The following is a 16,065-nucleotide window of genomic DNA, read 5'->3' on the forward strand; positions in this document are numbered from 1 at the left end:
AAAACCCCGTATATTTTGGCATTTTGCCCATATTATCATATATTACAATAATAAAATTGGGAGGAAAGAGAGAAATAGGAGGAAAAAACGTATGCTTGTGACCAAAAGACTTCGTTTACGACCGATGTTGCTTGGGGATGCTTCGTCTCTTTTTAACGTGTGGTCTGATGAAGAAACAACGAAATACATGGACATTGAGCCCTTAACATCACTCCAGCAAGCAGAAGAGATGATTTCGTTTTTTATCGTGTTAACACAGCGAGGAAAAGGCCATCATTTTACGCTTGTTACAGAAGAGAGTAAAGATATTATTGGTACGTGTGGGTTTCATGAATGGAATCATGATCATCGCCGAGCCGAAATTGGCTATGAATTAAGGAGAGACCAATGGGGCCATGGCTATATGAAAGAAGCGCTTCTTGTTCTGCTTCATACAGGATTTCATCAATATGGATTGCGTCGTATTGAAGCGAAAATTGACCCTCATAATCATCGGTCACGTTACTTACTAGAGAGCCTTGGATTTCAAAAAGAAGGCGTACTTCGTTCATATGAAGAACTGAAAGGACGCCGAGTAAATCTTGAGCTTTATTCACTTCTTAAAGAAGAATTTACATTTTCATTGAAAAAAGATTCTTAATATTGTGTTTTATTCTATTTCTCAACACGAGAGGATCAAGGGATTTTAAAGAAGACACCGTTTTTTCGACATGCGGAAGCAGCAAAGGAGACGTCTCGCAGCCAGCAAAACGTTCTTCAAAAGGCCATGGACCGTCCGTCTCAAGAAGAAGCTGCGAAAGCGGCAGACGCTTCACTAACTCTTGATCTCGTTTCCGATAGCACACTTCAGGCGTTACCGAGACATAATAACCTGCATTTATAATGTGTTGTGTTGTCTGTTCATCGCCTTTAAACCAGTGAAAATGCGCTTTCTTAATCTTATGTGCTTGAAGATGGTGGTAAACAAGCGGAGCGCCCGTATGAACAGCATGCAAAAGAAGAGGAAGGTGATACATTTTAGCCGTTTGGACCATCTCTAAAAATAGCGCTTCGTATTGCTCTTTAACATACGGATGAAAGGCATCTTCACGGTATTGTGGCATCCCAACTTCACCTATAGCTGAGAAATGAGACGTTTCATGATTAATTAAATCATGCCACTCATGAAGATCACGAGAAGATGGAAGTGGATGCTCTGGATGAAAGCCAGCGGCTGCAATAATGAAGTTCGGATAGCGGCTTTTTAATTCTAATGTACGATAACTCGAAGCTAAATCTGTTGAAACAGCTACAACGCCCGTAATTCCATAATCTTGCCAGCGTTTAATTCGTTCTAGAATATTGGAATATTCAGTAAGGTGCAGGTGCGCATCAATCATCTAAAATCATCCTTTATGTAAGAGTTATCATTTATTATAAAGAAATCATATGCCTTCGAAAAGAATTCTTGTTTAGAAACGATAACACCGTATGCAATGATGATTCATCGAAAATATAAAGAATTCTTATTTATGATTGATTCTGTGCGTAAACTCACAATGAATGATATGAAAGTCAGTCATCTAAAATCGCATGAAATTCATAAGCATTTTATTTTCTTTCATCTCAAAACGTTAAGTTAACTTAGTATATGAGACTAAAAATCGCTCTTTTACTCAACTTCCTATAATATATATTATGTAAACTAGAAAATTGAAGAAAGAGAAGAGTCTTTATTTCTCCATCCCCTGTGCTCACGTTTCTCAGAGAAGTTTTTCTTTTGGGTTTTTAGATGTAAGCTCCAACTCTTTATGCTGACATCGTCATTTATTTTAAACTTTCACGCCGCTTTTAACAAATCTTAATTCATATTGACTCTTAAATCTTCATGTTTGGTTGCCATTAAATGTACAGAAAAACAGATGTTATAGTGACTATGAATGAATTAAGCGCGTTTCAATCATTTTTACATTTCATTCGAACTTTGTTGCTTGATAAGCTTCCGGAACGTTTATACTCCGCTGGTTCATTAAAATTCTAGGATTAGCTTAAAAATGATTAAATTGCAAATCTCATTTGTCTCAGAATATTAAATTTGCTTTGTATATATATAAGAATGAGCAAATTTAAGTATTAAGAAATCCCGCTTCTCTAAAAGAAGTTATCTGATGTTTGAATTCATAGGAACAAATTGACTTAGAGCTGCAAATGATTTTGGTGTTAGAAAAAGATGAAAAAGAGCGCCTCTTCCCCCTTTATCCGCTCGTTATGGAGCTTTTATGGAGAATGCGTACCATTCAAGAATTGCGTCTTTCTTTAAAATGCCACTAACTTTGTTCTAGATGTTAATCAACTAGATTCGATTATTTTCTATATAATTTAAATATTGAAAAATATATTACGTGAGGTATAATTTATTGATATGAAAATTACTTAAAGGGGATTAATTAAAATGTTATGGTTTCTAGCTGCTTTGGGAACGGCTCTATGCTTCGGGGTGAATAATACTTTATTTAAATGGGGTGCTCAACAGCATTTAAATAAAGTTTGCATTCAACTTTTCTTTTATTGGATGTCTTTTGTTCTTATCTTGTCATTTACGTTTATTGCAGGCAATTTCAAGTTTCATCTGTTACCTATTTTAACAGGTGCTCTAATCGGGATTTTAAATGCTAATGGGAATATCCAAATGTCAAAAGCATTTGAAAAAGGACCTGCTAGTATTACTTCTACCATTATTGCTATGAATACAGTAATTGTGGTCATAGCTACATCTATTTTATTTCCTCAATCCATACCTTTAACAAACTGGATTGGAATCTTCGTTATTATATTTGCTGCTATTATTATTCAGTACCAACCCAAAAAAGTCACTATGGTGGACTATAAAATATGGATTTTAAGTTGTTGTTTAGCTCTTATATCTATAGGTACGGTTGGCGTAATTATGAAATATGGTACATACGAGCACTATAGTTTTATGGAAATGCTTGTCTCAATGTATGGAGGCGGAGCTGTTTATTTAAGTTTCTTAGCTCGCAAAGAGTTAAAGAAATCACTTACCCATAAGATTGAAATGAAAATCGGGATATTAGTTGGTGTATTAAGTACTATCGGATATAGTTGTTATTTGTTTGCTTTGAAAGAAGGTCCATCTAGTGTAGTTTATCCGATCATTAGTTTAAATTGTGTTGTTGTATTAATTGGAAGCTTAATTATTTTTAAAGAAAAACTTAAAAGGTATCAATTAGTCGGGATTATTCTCACTCTATGCGGAGTTATATTAACAAAAATATAAGGGATTATATACTGAAAAGCCTCTATCTAATTAAGAGGCTCTCTTTATATCTATAAAGTTAACTGAAGCTCAGTGGATCTAAACTTTAATTAATAGAATTTTAAGGGTAAAAATATATTTTTACCCCCTCTTCTCTACTTTAAATTATCTTCACTTTATTTTCCATCATTTCTTTATAATAACCTTGATTAGTTCTGATTATTATTATGTACAGCAAAATAAAACTGAAATATATACTTATCGCTTTTCATTTTTAAGGAATACCATTCCCCTGAAGGCGCTCTACATATGTTGGATCTATAGGGTTATTTCCTCCCCACTGTACATATCCACTACCATGTTCTTGTGTATTAAAATATAGAAATACAGTTATTGTTAAGCTTGTGATACCTAGTAAAGGAATTACAAATTTCTTCATACCTTTCTCCTTTGTAAATATGATCATCAGTTATTAAACTATTCTTTCATAATATCGTATAAATTGCCAAGGTTTGTGTGCACAAAAGAAGATCCCGCTTATTCCACATCTAAAAGAGCAATCTCCGTTCTATGATAGCATGGAGATGGTAAGGATCAAACCTAAATTGAGCACCAGCATTGGTGACATACAAATACTCCTTTAATTATTACTAAGAATTTTGGCCTTATCATAAGATTATTACCCTATACCTTCTCCTGTTTGAACTATCTCTATAAAGTATCTATAAGCTAGTCATTGCCTTCAGATTCCTTGAACAGCAAAAAAACAATCCCTTTATTTACCGCTGAGTAAAAAATGAAGTTGGTTTTTGATTTTTACTTATTTTATTTAATTATATTTTTTAGAATAGTTAACTTTTAGAACACTGTATTATCAAAAAGTAGATTATAATACACTACGTTACTTAGCCTAAGACCTAATCAAAGCGGTATTTATTTTGAATTAACTATATATCACAATCCGCTTGTCAAGGCTACTGATTTTGGGATACAGGAAATAAACTGACTGATAAATTCATCAATTTCTGCTTTTGTAATGATATAAGGAGGAAGTAAACGAATAGTATCTCCGTTTGTAACGTCCACTAGCATCCCCTTATTCAGTAATTCTAGTTGCAATTTTGTTGCGTTTTTATGAGTGTTGTTAATACTAATCCCAAACATCATGCCACAATAGCGTACTTCCCTAATAAAAGAAGAATGTTCATCTTGGATTTTTTGAAGTTTTTCATTCAAATATAAGGACATTTCATAAGATTTTTGCATTAAACCATCATCAATTAATGTTTTTAATACCGCTAATCCTAAAGACGTACCAAGTGGAGAATGTGCGAATGTTGTTCCATGGTCACCTGGTGAGAATATATCATAAAGTCGTGATCCTACTATTATCCCGCCTAATGGTGTACCGCCACCCGCCGCTTTACCAAATTGAATAATATCAGGAGTAATATCAAAATGTTGATAAGCAAACAATTTTCCAGTTCTTCCTATACCACTTTGCACCTCGTCAACAATAAATAACATGTTATACTGTCTACAAAGCGCTTCGACCCCTTTTAAATACTCCTCTGACAAAGGATATATCCCACCACTTCCTAATACCGGCTCGAGCATAAGAGCAAGCGGCTTTTGTTTGAGTATCGTTCTTTCTAGTTCCTTTAAATTCTCTCGTTCTACTTCGTATACAGGAATCGTTGTATGCGGAAAATTCTGATATACATTTTCTTGTCTTGTAAAGTGAAGAGCACCTAATGTACGTCCATGAAAACTTTCTTTGAGTACAACCACTCCACCCTGTTGTTGATTTGTTAGATGTCTATACTTGTGGATTAGTTTTAAGGTTGCCTCGGTAGCTTCCGCGCCAGAGTTTGTGTAATAGACTTTCCCATCTTTTAAAGAATAATCAACTAATTTTTTAGCATATTCAATAGCAACTGGGTTTGAAAAATGAAAAGGAAGATGTAAACACTTTTCAACTTGTTCAAAGGTGGCTTTTATAATATTAGGATGATTGTAGCCTAATATATTCACTCCTACACCTGAGAATAAATCAAGATATTCTTTACCGTTGACATCATAAAGCTTACAACCTTTTCCCTTTTCTATAGCAATTGGCATACGGAGATACGTAGACATTAAATATTCTTTATCTAATTGAAACCAATTGGTCATAAATGATCCCCCTTAGGTGCCGTCATATTCATATAAATACACAATTTTAGGACAACTTTTTGGATTGACAGCACCCTCATCTTCTATAATTTTAGCTTATTAGTACTTTTAATCTTCTACGGAAACATGAGTGCATGTAATATGTTGTTAGAAACCTTCGCTTCTCCTAACTTGCAAGGAGGTGTCAATAATGATATCCAATAGCTTGTTATAGTGAATTCCTGCCGCATGAGCACTTTTAGGAAGTAAACTATTTTTGGTCATTCCAGGCAATGTATTTACTTCCATAACATATGGAATTCCATCTTTGATAATCATATCAACTCTAGCATAAACACTACATTTCAATGCTTTATAGCAAGCCATTGCAGCTTCAGCTACGCGATCATGGATTGTAGGTGGAAGTTCTATAACCTCCTCAATCGTAGCACTATCATGATACTTCGTATGATAATCAAAAAACTCAACTGTATGTTGAATTGAAATGATGGGTAAGAGCTTTCCGTCCAAAATAGAACATGTAATTTCTTCGCCTTTTATATATTTTTCAATTACTACTTCAAAATCCCATTTGAATACTTCTTCAAGAGAGGAAAGTAAAGAACTCTGATCGTTTACGATTTTTACTCCTATACTGGAACCGCCTAAATTTGGTTTTACCACTAATGGATATCCCATTTTATCTATTTCATCTAATTGAAGATTTTTTATATCGGAAAGATGAATCCAATCTGGTGTTTGAATACTCTCATAACGAATCATTTTTTTCGCTATATGTTTATCCATACAAATTCCGCTGGATAACATCCCACTTCCGGTATATGGGACGTCAAGGATTTCTAGAGTACCTTGAACCATGCCGTCCTCTCCATATTTACCATGAAGGGCTAATAGGGCGATATCAAGGTCTTTTATATTTTCAATAAGATCTTTTTTGTTATTTAATTCAATAGGTACAACTTCGTATTTACTCTTATCCAAATGTGCAATCATTTCTTCCCCTGTCATGAGGGACACTTGTTTTTCAGAAGACACTCCTCCCATAATAACGCCAACTCTCATTTTTCCAACTCCCTATTTTTATTTTTCAATGTATCACCAATTATCCTAATTCCCTGGATAATATCTTCTTCGTTCAACCTAGAAAATCCCAATCGAAACGTATTACTTCCTCTTCCATCCGTGTAAAAAACATCTCCAGGAGAAAAAACTACTCCCTTTTCATAGCATTTTTTCAAAAGGGTCCGCGCATTAATTTCTTTTTCTAACTCTATAAAAAGGTGAAGTCCCCCATCCCCAGTTATTCTTTTTAATGGGATGTATTGATTACAAGCACGGAGAGCTAGTTCGTATTTTCTCTTATAAACAGATTTGGCCTTTTTTAAATACTTCTCAAAATAGCCATCATGCAAATATTGAAAAAGCACTGCTTGATCTAGTGTGGAGGTGTGAATAGTCCTTGCTCTTTTCATACTTTCCAGCCAGTGAATTAATTCTTTATCTGCTAAAACCCAACCGACACGTAAGCCAGGAAAAAGAATTTTTGAAAAGCTACTGATATAAATAACGTTGTTTCCAGATCCAGCGAAAGTCAGTAAAGGCGCTAGATGGGAACCTGAGTAACGTAACTCCTCATTAAAACCATCTTCTATAATAGGAATTTGATACTTTGAAAAGAGTTTCATGATTTCGGTTCTTTTTTCAGAGGAGGTCACAATCCCGGTCGGATTATGATAGGACGGAATTAAATATGCAAAATCAAAATCCGCTTGAGATAATCTTTTCTCAACTTGATCAATATCAATACCATCATCCTTCATATCTATCCCGTGGACCTCAAGTCCATGCAATCGAAAAAGCTTTAATGCGGTATGATGAGTAGGATTTTCACATATAATACGTCCTGATTTTTTAGTTAAGGAAGACAATAAGATATCCAGCCCCTCAGTGAAGCCATTTGTAATAAGAATATCCTTATTGGAAATATCTATCCCTTTCATTTCCATATAGTGTAGAAGGTAATTTATTAGGGGTTTATAACCTTTTGCATATCCATAGTTCAAAACAATATCTCCTTCAATTGACATCCGAGTGAGAAAAGCCCTTTTAAAGTTTTCAACATCAAAAAGCTTTTCGTCTGGGGCAATGCTATTGAATGAAATCATGCCTTTTTCCCAGCGAACACCATGTTTCATTAAATCCAATTTATCCGCTAGCAAGGTAGCGGTATTGAGCTTTTCTTTCCAGTCTAGTTTGATAGATGGTGTTTTGGATACATCGACTTTCCCTACAAAATTTCCTTTTCCCTTTATTGCATAGATGAGGCCTTCTTGTTCTAGGTCCGCGTAAGCAGTGAGAACAGTATTTCTACTGATTGATAATAATTTACTAAGTTCTCGGGTAGATGGAAGCTTCTGGTCCTCCAATAGATGTCCTTTCATAATCATTTTTTTAAAGTAATCCTTTAATTGAATATAAACCGGACGATTATCCGTAAGCTTAAAATCATTAAACACTTCCTTTTCCCCCTTGCTATCATTTTTACATAAGTAACCACTACCTCAAAAGGTCCACCACATATGTATTTTCTTTAACTAGCGGTATGGTTTTATTACCCATTCATATCCTTCAAATATGGATAATATTAGGGTTTCAAATTCACTTCATCTTACTCATTTTCTTCTAGCGGTATTTCGCGTTATAAAGTTTCCTGTTTCCACACTTCTTTATGCAACCAAAAATACTATGGACAAGCTCACGATTTTAGGTAGAGATCGTATTTGCACGTAAACTAGCAGTGTGGAATCCCCATAAACAAAAAGGATACTGTTAATCAGCATCCCTTTTGTTTATGTTAGGTTATAGTACCCTCTTGATACCCCTCTATCTTTTTGAGAAAAAAGTCTATGCAAAAAGAAAGATTTTCAAAGCGGCTTTAAAGTATTTCTAATTGCCCATTTTCAAAAGCAATCTGCGGTGTATAACTATCCTTTGGAAATATAAAGGTCCAAGGCATGCTCACTTGAGGTGGAATAGTAAGCGCAGGTATAATGAACACCTTGTCTGCGATAACTTCTCCCTCTATGCTGTAAAGTAACCTTTCGTTCGTAAAAGTTAAAAGACGATCCGTACGATTATGGACCAATACAGTCACTAGTAGAGCTTCCTTATGGTTAATTGCTTCTCGTATCGGAGAGCAAAGAATGTCGGAGTCTTTTAGATGTTTTGTTTCATTAAAGAGCCTTTCAATATTTCGTCGGTCCTGATCAGCTAATGCTTTATCCCAAGACGCTTCAAATTGTAATTGTTGCATAATTAAAACCACCTTTTAAAGGTTAAGTGTAACATAAATGGAAAAAAGACTGAATTAAACTAATTTGTCTCGTTAGTTGTAAAATTCCTCGTTTTAACTCCTTATTTACCTCTATATTATAATTTTACTATATTGACGAGTAATATCGATTTATTTTTATGGAATGATGAAAACTTCTCCACCGATAATGTGGTAAAGAACAAAAAAAGCTTAAAAATTATTTAAGCTTTTCCATATGAACCTTAAAGATTCACAAAACACTCTTCATTAAATTTATCTTTCTCCCTTTTGTATGGATAAGGGTTTTCATTACTTAAATATGATCTTTTTAATTGTTTTTGCTTTAGAATACTTAACTTTTAGAACATTGTATTAACAAAAATTGGTGATAAAATAAACATCATTATACGGGAGTTATAATTTAACTATTTTCGTTTCCACCCCAAAATGGTCAGATACAACTAATTTGTTCTTATTATTAAAAATCACATTTGAATAGGCTACCTGAACAGGCTTATTTGTTAGAATTAAATCAATTCTTAAGTCTTCCTTGTTGTCGCTCCAACCCATAATTTTACCTTTCACTGTAATTCCTTCATCCTTCTTCTCTGCAAGATGGTATGTGTCATAAAGACCGTGAGTTAGTAAATATTCATAGCCTTCTCCTTTAAGAAAAGCATTGTTGTTAAAGTCTCCCATTAGAAAGAATGTTTCATCCTTATTTACATGTTGAAGAAGGTGATCTGCTTGACTTTTAAATGGTTCCTCTTCATCATGCCACCACCCCATATGACACGAGTAAAAGGAAATAGGTTTGGTATTGTATGTAATTGTAGTACCGACAATTTTTCGTGTTTTCCAATAGTTAACTACGTCTGTTCCCTTAGAAACAAAAAATGAATGTTTCTCTATCATGGGATGCTTCGTTAGGATAGCCACTCCTTCTTCGTATGTTTCATAAGCCATATGAGCAAGATCCCAAACAAACGAGTATTCAGTACTACCTAACGTTTTAAGTTCCTGTAACAATACGAGTGCAAAATTGTTTTCTCTAATATTGTCGTATATATATGGCTTATCAATAGATTGACTTACCTCTTGTAGGGAAATAACATCATATGATTTTTCGTGAATGATTTGAGCTAAATACTTTATTTTCTCTATTTGATTTTCCTCCTGCCAAGAATGACAGTTTAAAGTTAAGATTTTCATTTATTTTATACCTCCGATTGACTTTAGGTATTCGATTAAAGCGCGCGTTAAATGAAAAGGATCTCCTCTTGTAGCAATTAAAAAGGAGGAGTTTCTCCCCCTTTTTTAAAAGATTTACACCCTATCTATTAAAACAAAATGTATTTGATATTTGGTTTTTAGCCATTTGACTATTTAGAATAAGTTATTTTAAATTACACTTTAAAATTAACTCTTGTCGTGACACCTCTGAAGTAGAGACTTGTTCCATATCATCTAATTTTTCCGAGGTATTTGTAATAATAATAGGAGTAACAATCTCTTTATTTTTACTTTCTAAGAAATGAATATCAAAGGTTGATAATACATCGCCTACTTTTACAGATTGTCCTTCTTTTACAAATGTTTCAAACCCTTCTCCCTTAAGGTCAACAGTCTCTAATCCAACGTGAATTAGAATTTCTACCCCTCTTGCAGACTTAATCCCTATCGCATGTTTAGTAGGGAAAACTTGAACGATTTCACCCTCAACTGGGGACACAAGCTTTCCTTCCTTTGGGATAATCGCTATCCCATCTCCCATCATTTTATTTGAGAAAACAGGATCAGGCACTTCCGCTAATGAAATAACTTCTCCAGTAAGAGGCGAATAGATTTCTTCTGTTTGAGTTTTTACTTTCTTTTGAAATAAATTTTTAAACATTTATGTCAGCTCCTATGTTTTAGAATAGTTCTTTGATACATGTAGTGAAAGACGATTCATTCGTTCCAAAAAATATATGTATAGTACTTAAATAATGATAATCACTATATAGAAAATAGATTGTAATTTGAAAAGTCATACTCCTTATCATATAGAATAGGAATACTTCTTTTTGTTATAGCTTATTAGGATTCTTCATTTTGCGACACTTCAATATGTTGTCGATACTCAACATACTTTCGAAACAATGTTTCCCCAACAATAAAAAGGGTAGAAAAGGTCGGAACTGTAGTGCCATCACTTAACTTAGTTTCTGAGCAATTAGCATATAAGTTATAAGGAGTCATTCTGGCTAACACGTTATTTCTTAAATTTGTTATAGAAATGAAGGGAATTCCTTTTGAAACGATCGATCGCACTGTAGGAACCATTATTGGTGTATCACCTGATAAGGAGATAATAATGATAACATCTCGAACCGTTACATCTCGGATGATCATCTCAAACTCTGAATGAACTCGTATAACATGTAAATAGCGCTGCATAGCACGAAACATTCTTTGCAGTTCATATGCGCAATTTAACTGTAAATCCCCAGTACCATAAACAAAGATTCGCTCAGATTGCTCTATTAGCTCACATATCTCATGAAAATTTTTGGTTTTCGTATATTTTAGAGTTTCTTGTATATCTGTGCTCAATACTTCCGTACTGCTTACTTGCTCACTCGGTCCTTCTTGGTCTTCCCATTTTAAAAAAACCCGAAATTCACTATAACCACTAAAACCTAGTTTTTGGGCTAAGCGGAGAATGGATGAACGAGAAACATTGCATTTATCTGCTAAACTGTTGATTCCTAACTCATAGCATGAACTTTTATGATTTAGAACGTATTTTAAGATATGAAAATCATTTTCATGTAATTGATTATAATATTTGTTAATTAACTCTTCTAACTTCATTATTTTTATGCCCTCCCCAGTTTTTTATATTCTATCACATTCTTTAATACGTAAAGGAGAGGACGCAAAACCAAAAGAACGAGAAGTTTTTGTGATTTTTATATCTTTCTATTTATCTATATTCATTAATGGAAACAGGAATAGAATCTTTGTTTTATAAGGACTTCACCCCTTGTAATAATCATTAAAGTTTTCTTCATATGTCTTTTGTTCAATATTGTTTCCGCTTACATTATCTTTATAGCATATGTGAAAAACAGCAACAATAAATCACAAGCATTATGGTCCTAATCACAGTTTTTGTTCTTTTTCTCATCTCTTAGGAATTTTCCCACCAACAATAGATTTACTGAGTGAACTCTAAAATTCGAAAGACATCAAAAGACCATTCATAGTTAATTGAATTATAAAATCAACTGCGTATATTATCGATTTAAAATACTTAGCAGAATGAGAGTTTTTCCTTCTTAACGTCTTTCTCCATACTACTTCTCTACATTCATTTGTGAACAAGAGAAAATTCCCATCCTCTGTGAAAAATCACAATAATAGTGATTGTGACCAATTTGCTTTCGAATTATTGCTGAAAGGAAAATATCTGTGTGAAAATAAGGAAAACGTTCCCTACTATGGAGGAGGAAATCATATGTGATCAAAATATCATTGAGAAAGCAAGACCTTGCCTGTTTCCTATGATTTTTTAAGTATCAAGGAATTATTTTCGTTATATAAATGAGGAGGTTTTATTTTATGATGAAAGCGGTTCAACGCTTCGGCGGAGCAATGTATGTACCCGTTATGCTTTTTTCGTTTGCAGGTATAGTAGTAGGGCTAACTATTTTACTTCAAAACCCTCAGATAATGGGTAATCTTGCAGATCCTGATGGTCTTTTGTATAAATTTAGTTATATCATTCAAGAAGGTGGATGGACAGTATTTAGACAAATGCCAATTTTATTTGCAATCGGAATTCCAATTGCCTTAGCAAAAACAGCTCAAGCCAGAGCCTGCATGGAATCACTTGTTGTATATTTAACATTTAATTATTTTGTAAGCGCTATCTTAACTCTTTGGGGAAACAAATTCCGTGTGGATATGAATGCTGATATTGGCGGTGTAAGTGGACTAACGGAAATAGCCGGTATTAAAACATTAGATACAAGTATTATAGGATCCATTTTAGTCAGTTGTATTGTTGTTTATATTCATAATCGTTATTTTGATAAAAAACTACCCGATTTTCTAGGGATTTTTCAAGGTTCGACTTATGTTTTTTTTATCTCATTTTTTGTCATGCTTCCGCTTGCATTTATTGTTACGTTTATTTGGCCTATTATTCAGGGAGGCATCGCATCCTTACAAGGTATTCTCGTTTCTTCAGGCGTTTTTGGAGTAGGCTTGTACACGTTCTTGGAGCGAGCTTTAATTCCAACTGGCTTACATCACTTTGTGTATACTCCATTTATTTATGGACCGGCTATAGTAAACGGTGGGATTAACACGTATTGGATCGAACATCTAAATCAATATGCTTCTAGTGCGTTATCATTGAAAGAACTTTTCCCTCAAGGAGGATTCGCTCTTCATGGAAATTCAAAAATATTTGGTGTTTTGGGAATTGCGTTGGCTATCTATGCAACTGCAAAACGAGAGAAAAAGAAGGTAGTCGCTGGATTACTAATACCAGCTACCTTAACGGCTGTTGTTGCTGGTATAACAGAACCTATTGAATTTACTTTCCTCTTCATTTCTCCACTTTTATTTATTGTACATGCTCTTTTAGCGGGGATAATGGCAGCGACTATGTACGCCTTTGGTATTGTTGGAAACATGGGCGGGGGAATGATCGAAATGGCAACTCAAAATTGGATACCACTCTTTCATAATCATTGGACGACCTATGTAAAACAATGGATGATTGGTCTTTCCTTTACCGCTATTTACTTCTTTATTTTCCGTTACTTAATTGTAAAGCTGAATGTGGCAACACCAGGTCGTGAAAAAGAAAATGGAACCGATGCCAAGCTCTATACGAAGAAAGATTATAAAGCCCAAAAACAGCATGGTTCAAATAAGGATGCAGCCCCTACAGATGCTTATTCTAATCAAGCTTTGCTTGTACTCGAGGCGCTAGGTGGAGCGGATAATATTTTAGATGTGTCAAATTGTGCAACCCGCTTGCGTGTTAGCGTTATTGATGAAACAAAAGTACAAACAGACGCTGATTTTCGCGCCAGTGGTGCCCATGGTGTTGTTCGAAAAGGAACCGCTATTCAAGTCATTATAGGCCTTTCTGTTCCCCAAGTAAGAGAGAGAGTTGAGCGATTTATTACCAAAGCTAATGCTCAATAAGTTTTTCTATATTTATACTATATTTATAAACGTGAAAAAAGCCGTACCACTTTTGATACGGCTTTTTTGCTTATGCTTTAAATTACGATTATTTAAAGCGTTCATGTATATTATTTTGTTTGTACGTTCCCCCTTCACTAAACTCCATTAATTCCATTGAAAGAGCTAAGTATCTCTTTTTAAACAAACAAGAGAAATGCTCCTTCATCACTTCAAAAAGTTCATTACATACTTTATCTTTCTCCACTGGAGAACGCCCAGCTCCAATCTTTAAAGTAGCATGTACAAATGCATCATCTTCTTTTCCATCAGCTATACGATAATGTCTAAGTTCCACTGCTCTTGAACGAATTCCTCCTACAGGAAAGGTACCGTTTTGCGCTATGAGCGTGCTATTCACTTTCTCAAGTAATGTTAGAATATCTATTTCTTCGTTTATATTATCTGTGTACTCCACAATAAAATGAGGCATTTTTTCCCTCCTCTAAATAAACCACTATCAGTTATGATTTACAGTACTTTCTGTAACATTTATTTTACTCTTTCTATTAAATTTAGAATCACCAACAATCACATTTTCTAATCTTCCAAGTCCCTCAATTTCTGTCACTACTTTATCTCCTGCTTTAACTCCTTTAAGGCCTTCCGGGGTACCTGTTAAGATAATATCTCCCTTATCTAAAGTCATAAAGCTGCTTAAGTATTCAATCAATGCCGGAATGTCAAAAATCATATCTTTCGTTGTTCCTTCTTGGGTAAGTTGATCGTTGATATAAGTACGTATTTGTAGATTCATTGGATCTTTGATATCTTCCTTATCAGTCAGCCATGGTCCAATAGGCGTACATGTATCGCGATTTTTCACCCGTAAGTTCGGACGATAATAGTTTTCAAGATAATCGCGAATCGCATAATCGTTAGCAATAGTGTACCCTTCCACGTAATCATAGGCATCGTCACGCTTTACATTTCTAGTTCTTCGACCGATTACGACTGCAAGTTCACATTCGTAATGCATATAGTCAACATCGTCCGGACGATGTGTTTCCGCTTTATGTCCTACAAATGTGTTAGGACCTTTTAAAAAGACAAGCGGTTCCTCTGGAGCATTAAACGCAAGTTCCTTGGCATGGTCCGCATAATTGAGACCTAAAGCAAAAACGGTTCGAGGTTGAACAGGTGGCAACCAAATAACCTCGTCTTCTGACAAGAGCCGTCCATCATTTAGACGTAGTAAACCGTGTTCTTCAACAGCATCATGTATCCCGCCACTATAAGCTATACGAGCTCTCTTCATACTTTCCCTCCTAACTTCACTTCATCCTCAGCAACAATTTGATTTTCTAAAAAACCTACTTGATCAATTTCAATTCGAACATGGTCCCCTTTTTTAGCTATTGGGGCGTTTTCAGGAATCCCTACAAGAAGGACATCACCTTTAGCTAATGTCATAAATTCGGTTACATCCGCTATTAACTTTTGGATTGGACGAATGAGATTACTTGTTGTATTTTCTTGTTTTAATTCACCATTAATATATACTCTTATCCCTAAATTATCTGGGTTTTCAACTTCACACTTCTCCACAATCCAAGGACCAACAGGACAAAAACCGTCGCGAGCTTTTTGCTTTATTGCTGGTCTGTATACACTTTCATGAGGAACACTCACATCGTTTACAATTGTAAATCCTTCTACATAATTTAAAGCTTCGTTCATTGAGACCTTTGTTGCCTGTTTTCCTATGACAATTCCAAGTGATGCGCCCATTTCTAGTTCATCTATGTCTACGGGGCATGGAATAGGCATGCAGTGTCCACTCACTGTATTAGCGGGTTTAATATACATTATCGGAGCTTTTGGAGGTTCTTTATAAGGAGCCTCATGTATAGCGTCCCCTAATGAGTTTAGGGCACCTTTATAATTTAATAATGTTCCATAAATTGTGCCACTTATGGGAGCATCAAGAACTAATTCTTTTGTTTTATGAAATATAGCACTAGTTCCTGTATAGCTTGGATCTATTGCTGTTTCTTCCTTATACAAAATTCCATGTCTTTTCATCTGTACATTACTCATCTTGTCACTCCTCACATAAAGTATCTTATAGCTT

Annotated in this window: 15 protein-coding genes; 3 read left to right on the forward strand and 12 right to left on the reverse strand. The window is 34.6% G+C overall.

All coding sequences use genetic code 11. The features are described 5' to 3' along the window. Positions 1 to 91: 91 nt before the first annotated feature. Positions 92 to 640 (forward strand): GNAT family N-acetyltransferase, encoded by a 549-nt coding sequence (locus tag ACK3CR_RS02045; protein WP_243509425.1) that lies wholly within the window; start codon positions 92 to 94, stop codon positions 638 to 640. On the opposite strand, the gene ACK3CR_RS02050 is transcribed toward ACK3CR_RS02045, so the two are convergent. Then, positions 612 to 1,379, reverse strand: a complete 768-nt coding sequence (locus ACK3CR_RS02050) for a TatD family hydrolase (RefSeq protein ID WP_488974655.1) — start codon at positions 1,377 to 1,379, stop codon at positions 612 to 614. The two genes, ACK3CR_RS02045 and ACK3CR_RS02050, sit on opposite strands and share 29 nt — an antisense overlap. Positions 1,380 to 2,431: 1,052 nt before the next feature. On the opposite strand from ACK3CR_RS02050, the gene ACK3CR_RS02055 reads away from it, so the two are divergent. Further along, complete coding sequence (locus ACK3CR_RS02055; RefSeq protein WP_488974656.1) at positions 2,432 to 3,277, forward strand: DMT family transporter; 846 nt, start codon at positions 2,432 to 2,434, stop codon at positions 3,275 to 3,277. Between the two features lie 253 nt (positions 3,278 to 3,530). Here the strand turns inward: ACK3CR_RS02055 and ACK3CR_RS02060 are convergent, their stop codons facing one another. The 8 genes from ACK3CR_RS02060 to ACK3CR_RS02095 all read right to left on the reverse strand — a co-directional run bounded on the left by ACK3CR_RS02060 (position 3,531) and on the right by ACK3CR_RS02095 (position 11,600). Then, entirely contained in the window at positions 3,531 to 3,695 is a 165-nt protein-coding gene (locus tag ACK3CR_RS02060) for a hypothetical protein (protein ID WP_488974657.1), read from the reverse strand. A 515-nt stretch (positions 3,696 to 4,210) separates the two neighbouring features. Then, positions 4,211 to 5,431 (reverse strand): aspartate aminotransferase family protein, encoded by a 1,221-nt coding sequence (locus tag ACK3CR_RS02065; protein ID WP_488974658.1) that lies wholly within the window; start codon positions 5,429 to 5,431, stop codon positions 4,211 to 4,213. Between the two features lie 147 nt (positions 5,432 to 5,578). After that, complete coding sequence (locus ACK3CR_RS02070) at positions 5,579 to 6,493, reverse strand: D-alanine--D-alanine ligase (protein ID WP_488974659.1); 915 nt, start codon at positions 6,491 to 6,493, stop codon at positions 5,579 to 5,581. Beyond that, positions 6,490 to 7,947: a MocR-like pyridoxine biosynthesis transcription factor PdxR gene (gene pdxR / locus ACK3CR_RS02075; protein ID WP_488974660.1), complete on the reverse strand. Its 1,458-nt coding sequence runs from the start codon at positions 7,945 to 7,947 to the stop codon at positions 6,490 to 6,492. The genes ACK3CR_RS02070 and pdxR overlap by 4 nt, the downstream gene beginning before the upstream one ends. Before the next feature lie 419 nt (positions 7,948 to 8,366). Further along, entirely contained in the window at positions 8,367 to 8,744 is a 378-nt protein-coding gene (locus ACK3CR_RS02080; RefSeq protein WP_243509402.1) for an SLAP domain-containing protein, read from the reverse strand. Positions 8,745 to 9,158: 414 nt separating this feature from the next. Beyond that, positions 9,159 to 9,956: an endonuclease/exonuclease/phosphatase family protein gene (locus ACK3CR_RS02085; RefSeq protein ID WP_243509398.1), complete on the reverse strand. Its 798-nt coding sequence runs from the start codon at positions 9,954 to 9,956 to the stop codon at positions 9,159 to 9,161. Positions 9,957 to 10,140: 184 nt separating this feature from the next. Next, positions 10,141 to 10,638 (reverse strand): PTS sugar transporter subunit IIA, encoded by a 498-nt coding sequence (locus ACK3CR_RS02090; RefSeq protein ID WP_243509394.1) that lies wholly within the window; start codon positions 10,636 to 10,638, stop codon positions 10,141 to 10,143. A gap of 185 nt (positions 10,639 to 10,823) precedes the next feature. Next, positions 10,824 to 11,600 (reverse strand): MurR/RpiR family transcriptional regulator, encoded by a 777-nt coding sequence (locus ACK3CR_RS02095; RefSeq protein WP_243509391.1) that lies wholly within the window; start codon positions 11,598 to 11,600, stop codon positions 10,824 to 10,826. Positions 11,601 to 12,350: 750 nt separating this feature from the next. On the opposite strand from ACK3CR_RS02095, the gene ACK3CR_RS02100 reads away from it, so the two are divergent. Further along, positions 12,351 to 13,952, forward strand: a complete 1,602-nt coding sequence (locus ACK3CR_RS02100) for an alpha-glucoside-specific PTS transporter subunit IIBC (RefSeq protein ID WP_488974661.1) — start codon at positions 12,351 to 12,353, stop codon at positions 13,950 to 13,952. Between the two features lie 88 nt (positions 13,953 to 14,040). On the opposite strand, the gene ACK3CR_RS02105 is transcribed toward ACK3CR_RS02100, so the two are convergent. Genes ACK3CR_RS02105 through ACK3CR_RS02115 form a run of 3 tightly spaced genes read right to left on the reverse strand, consistent with a single transcriptional unit; the run spans position 14,041 to position 16,031 of the window. Beyond that, positions 14,041 to 14,424 carry a 5-carboxymethyl-2-hydroxymuconate Delta-isomerase gene (locus ACK3CR_RS02105; RefSeq protein WP_243509385.1) on the reverse strand — a complete coding sequence of 128 codons (384 nt, stop codon included), beginning with the start codon at positions 14,422 to 14,424 and terminating at the stop codon, positions 14,041 to 14,043. A 27-nt stretch (positions 14,425 to 14,451) separates the two neighbouring features. Beyond that, complete coding sequence (locus tag ACK3CR_RS02110) at positions 14,452 to 15,249, reverse strand: fumarylacetoacetate hydrolase family protein (protein ID WP_328123673.1); 798 nt, start codon at positions 15,247 to 15,249, stop codon at positions 14,452 to 14,454. After that, complete coding sequence (locus ACK3CR_RS02115; RefSeq protein WP_488974662.1) at positions 15,246 to 16,031, reverse strand: fumarylacetoacetate hydrolase family protein; 786 nt, start codon at positions 16,029 to 16,031, stop codon at positions 15,246 to 15,248. Before ACK3CR_RS02115 ends, ACK3CR_RS02110 begins: the two co-directional genes overlap by 4 nt. Positions 16,032 to 16,065 lie beyond the last annotated feature (34 nt).

The organism is Priestia sp. TRM10 (assembly GCF_057808375.1).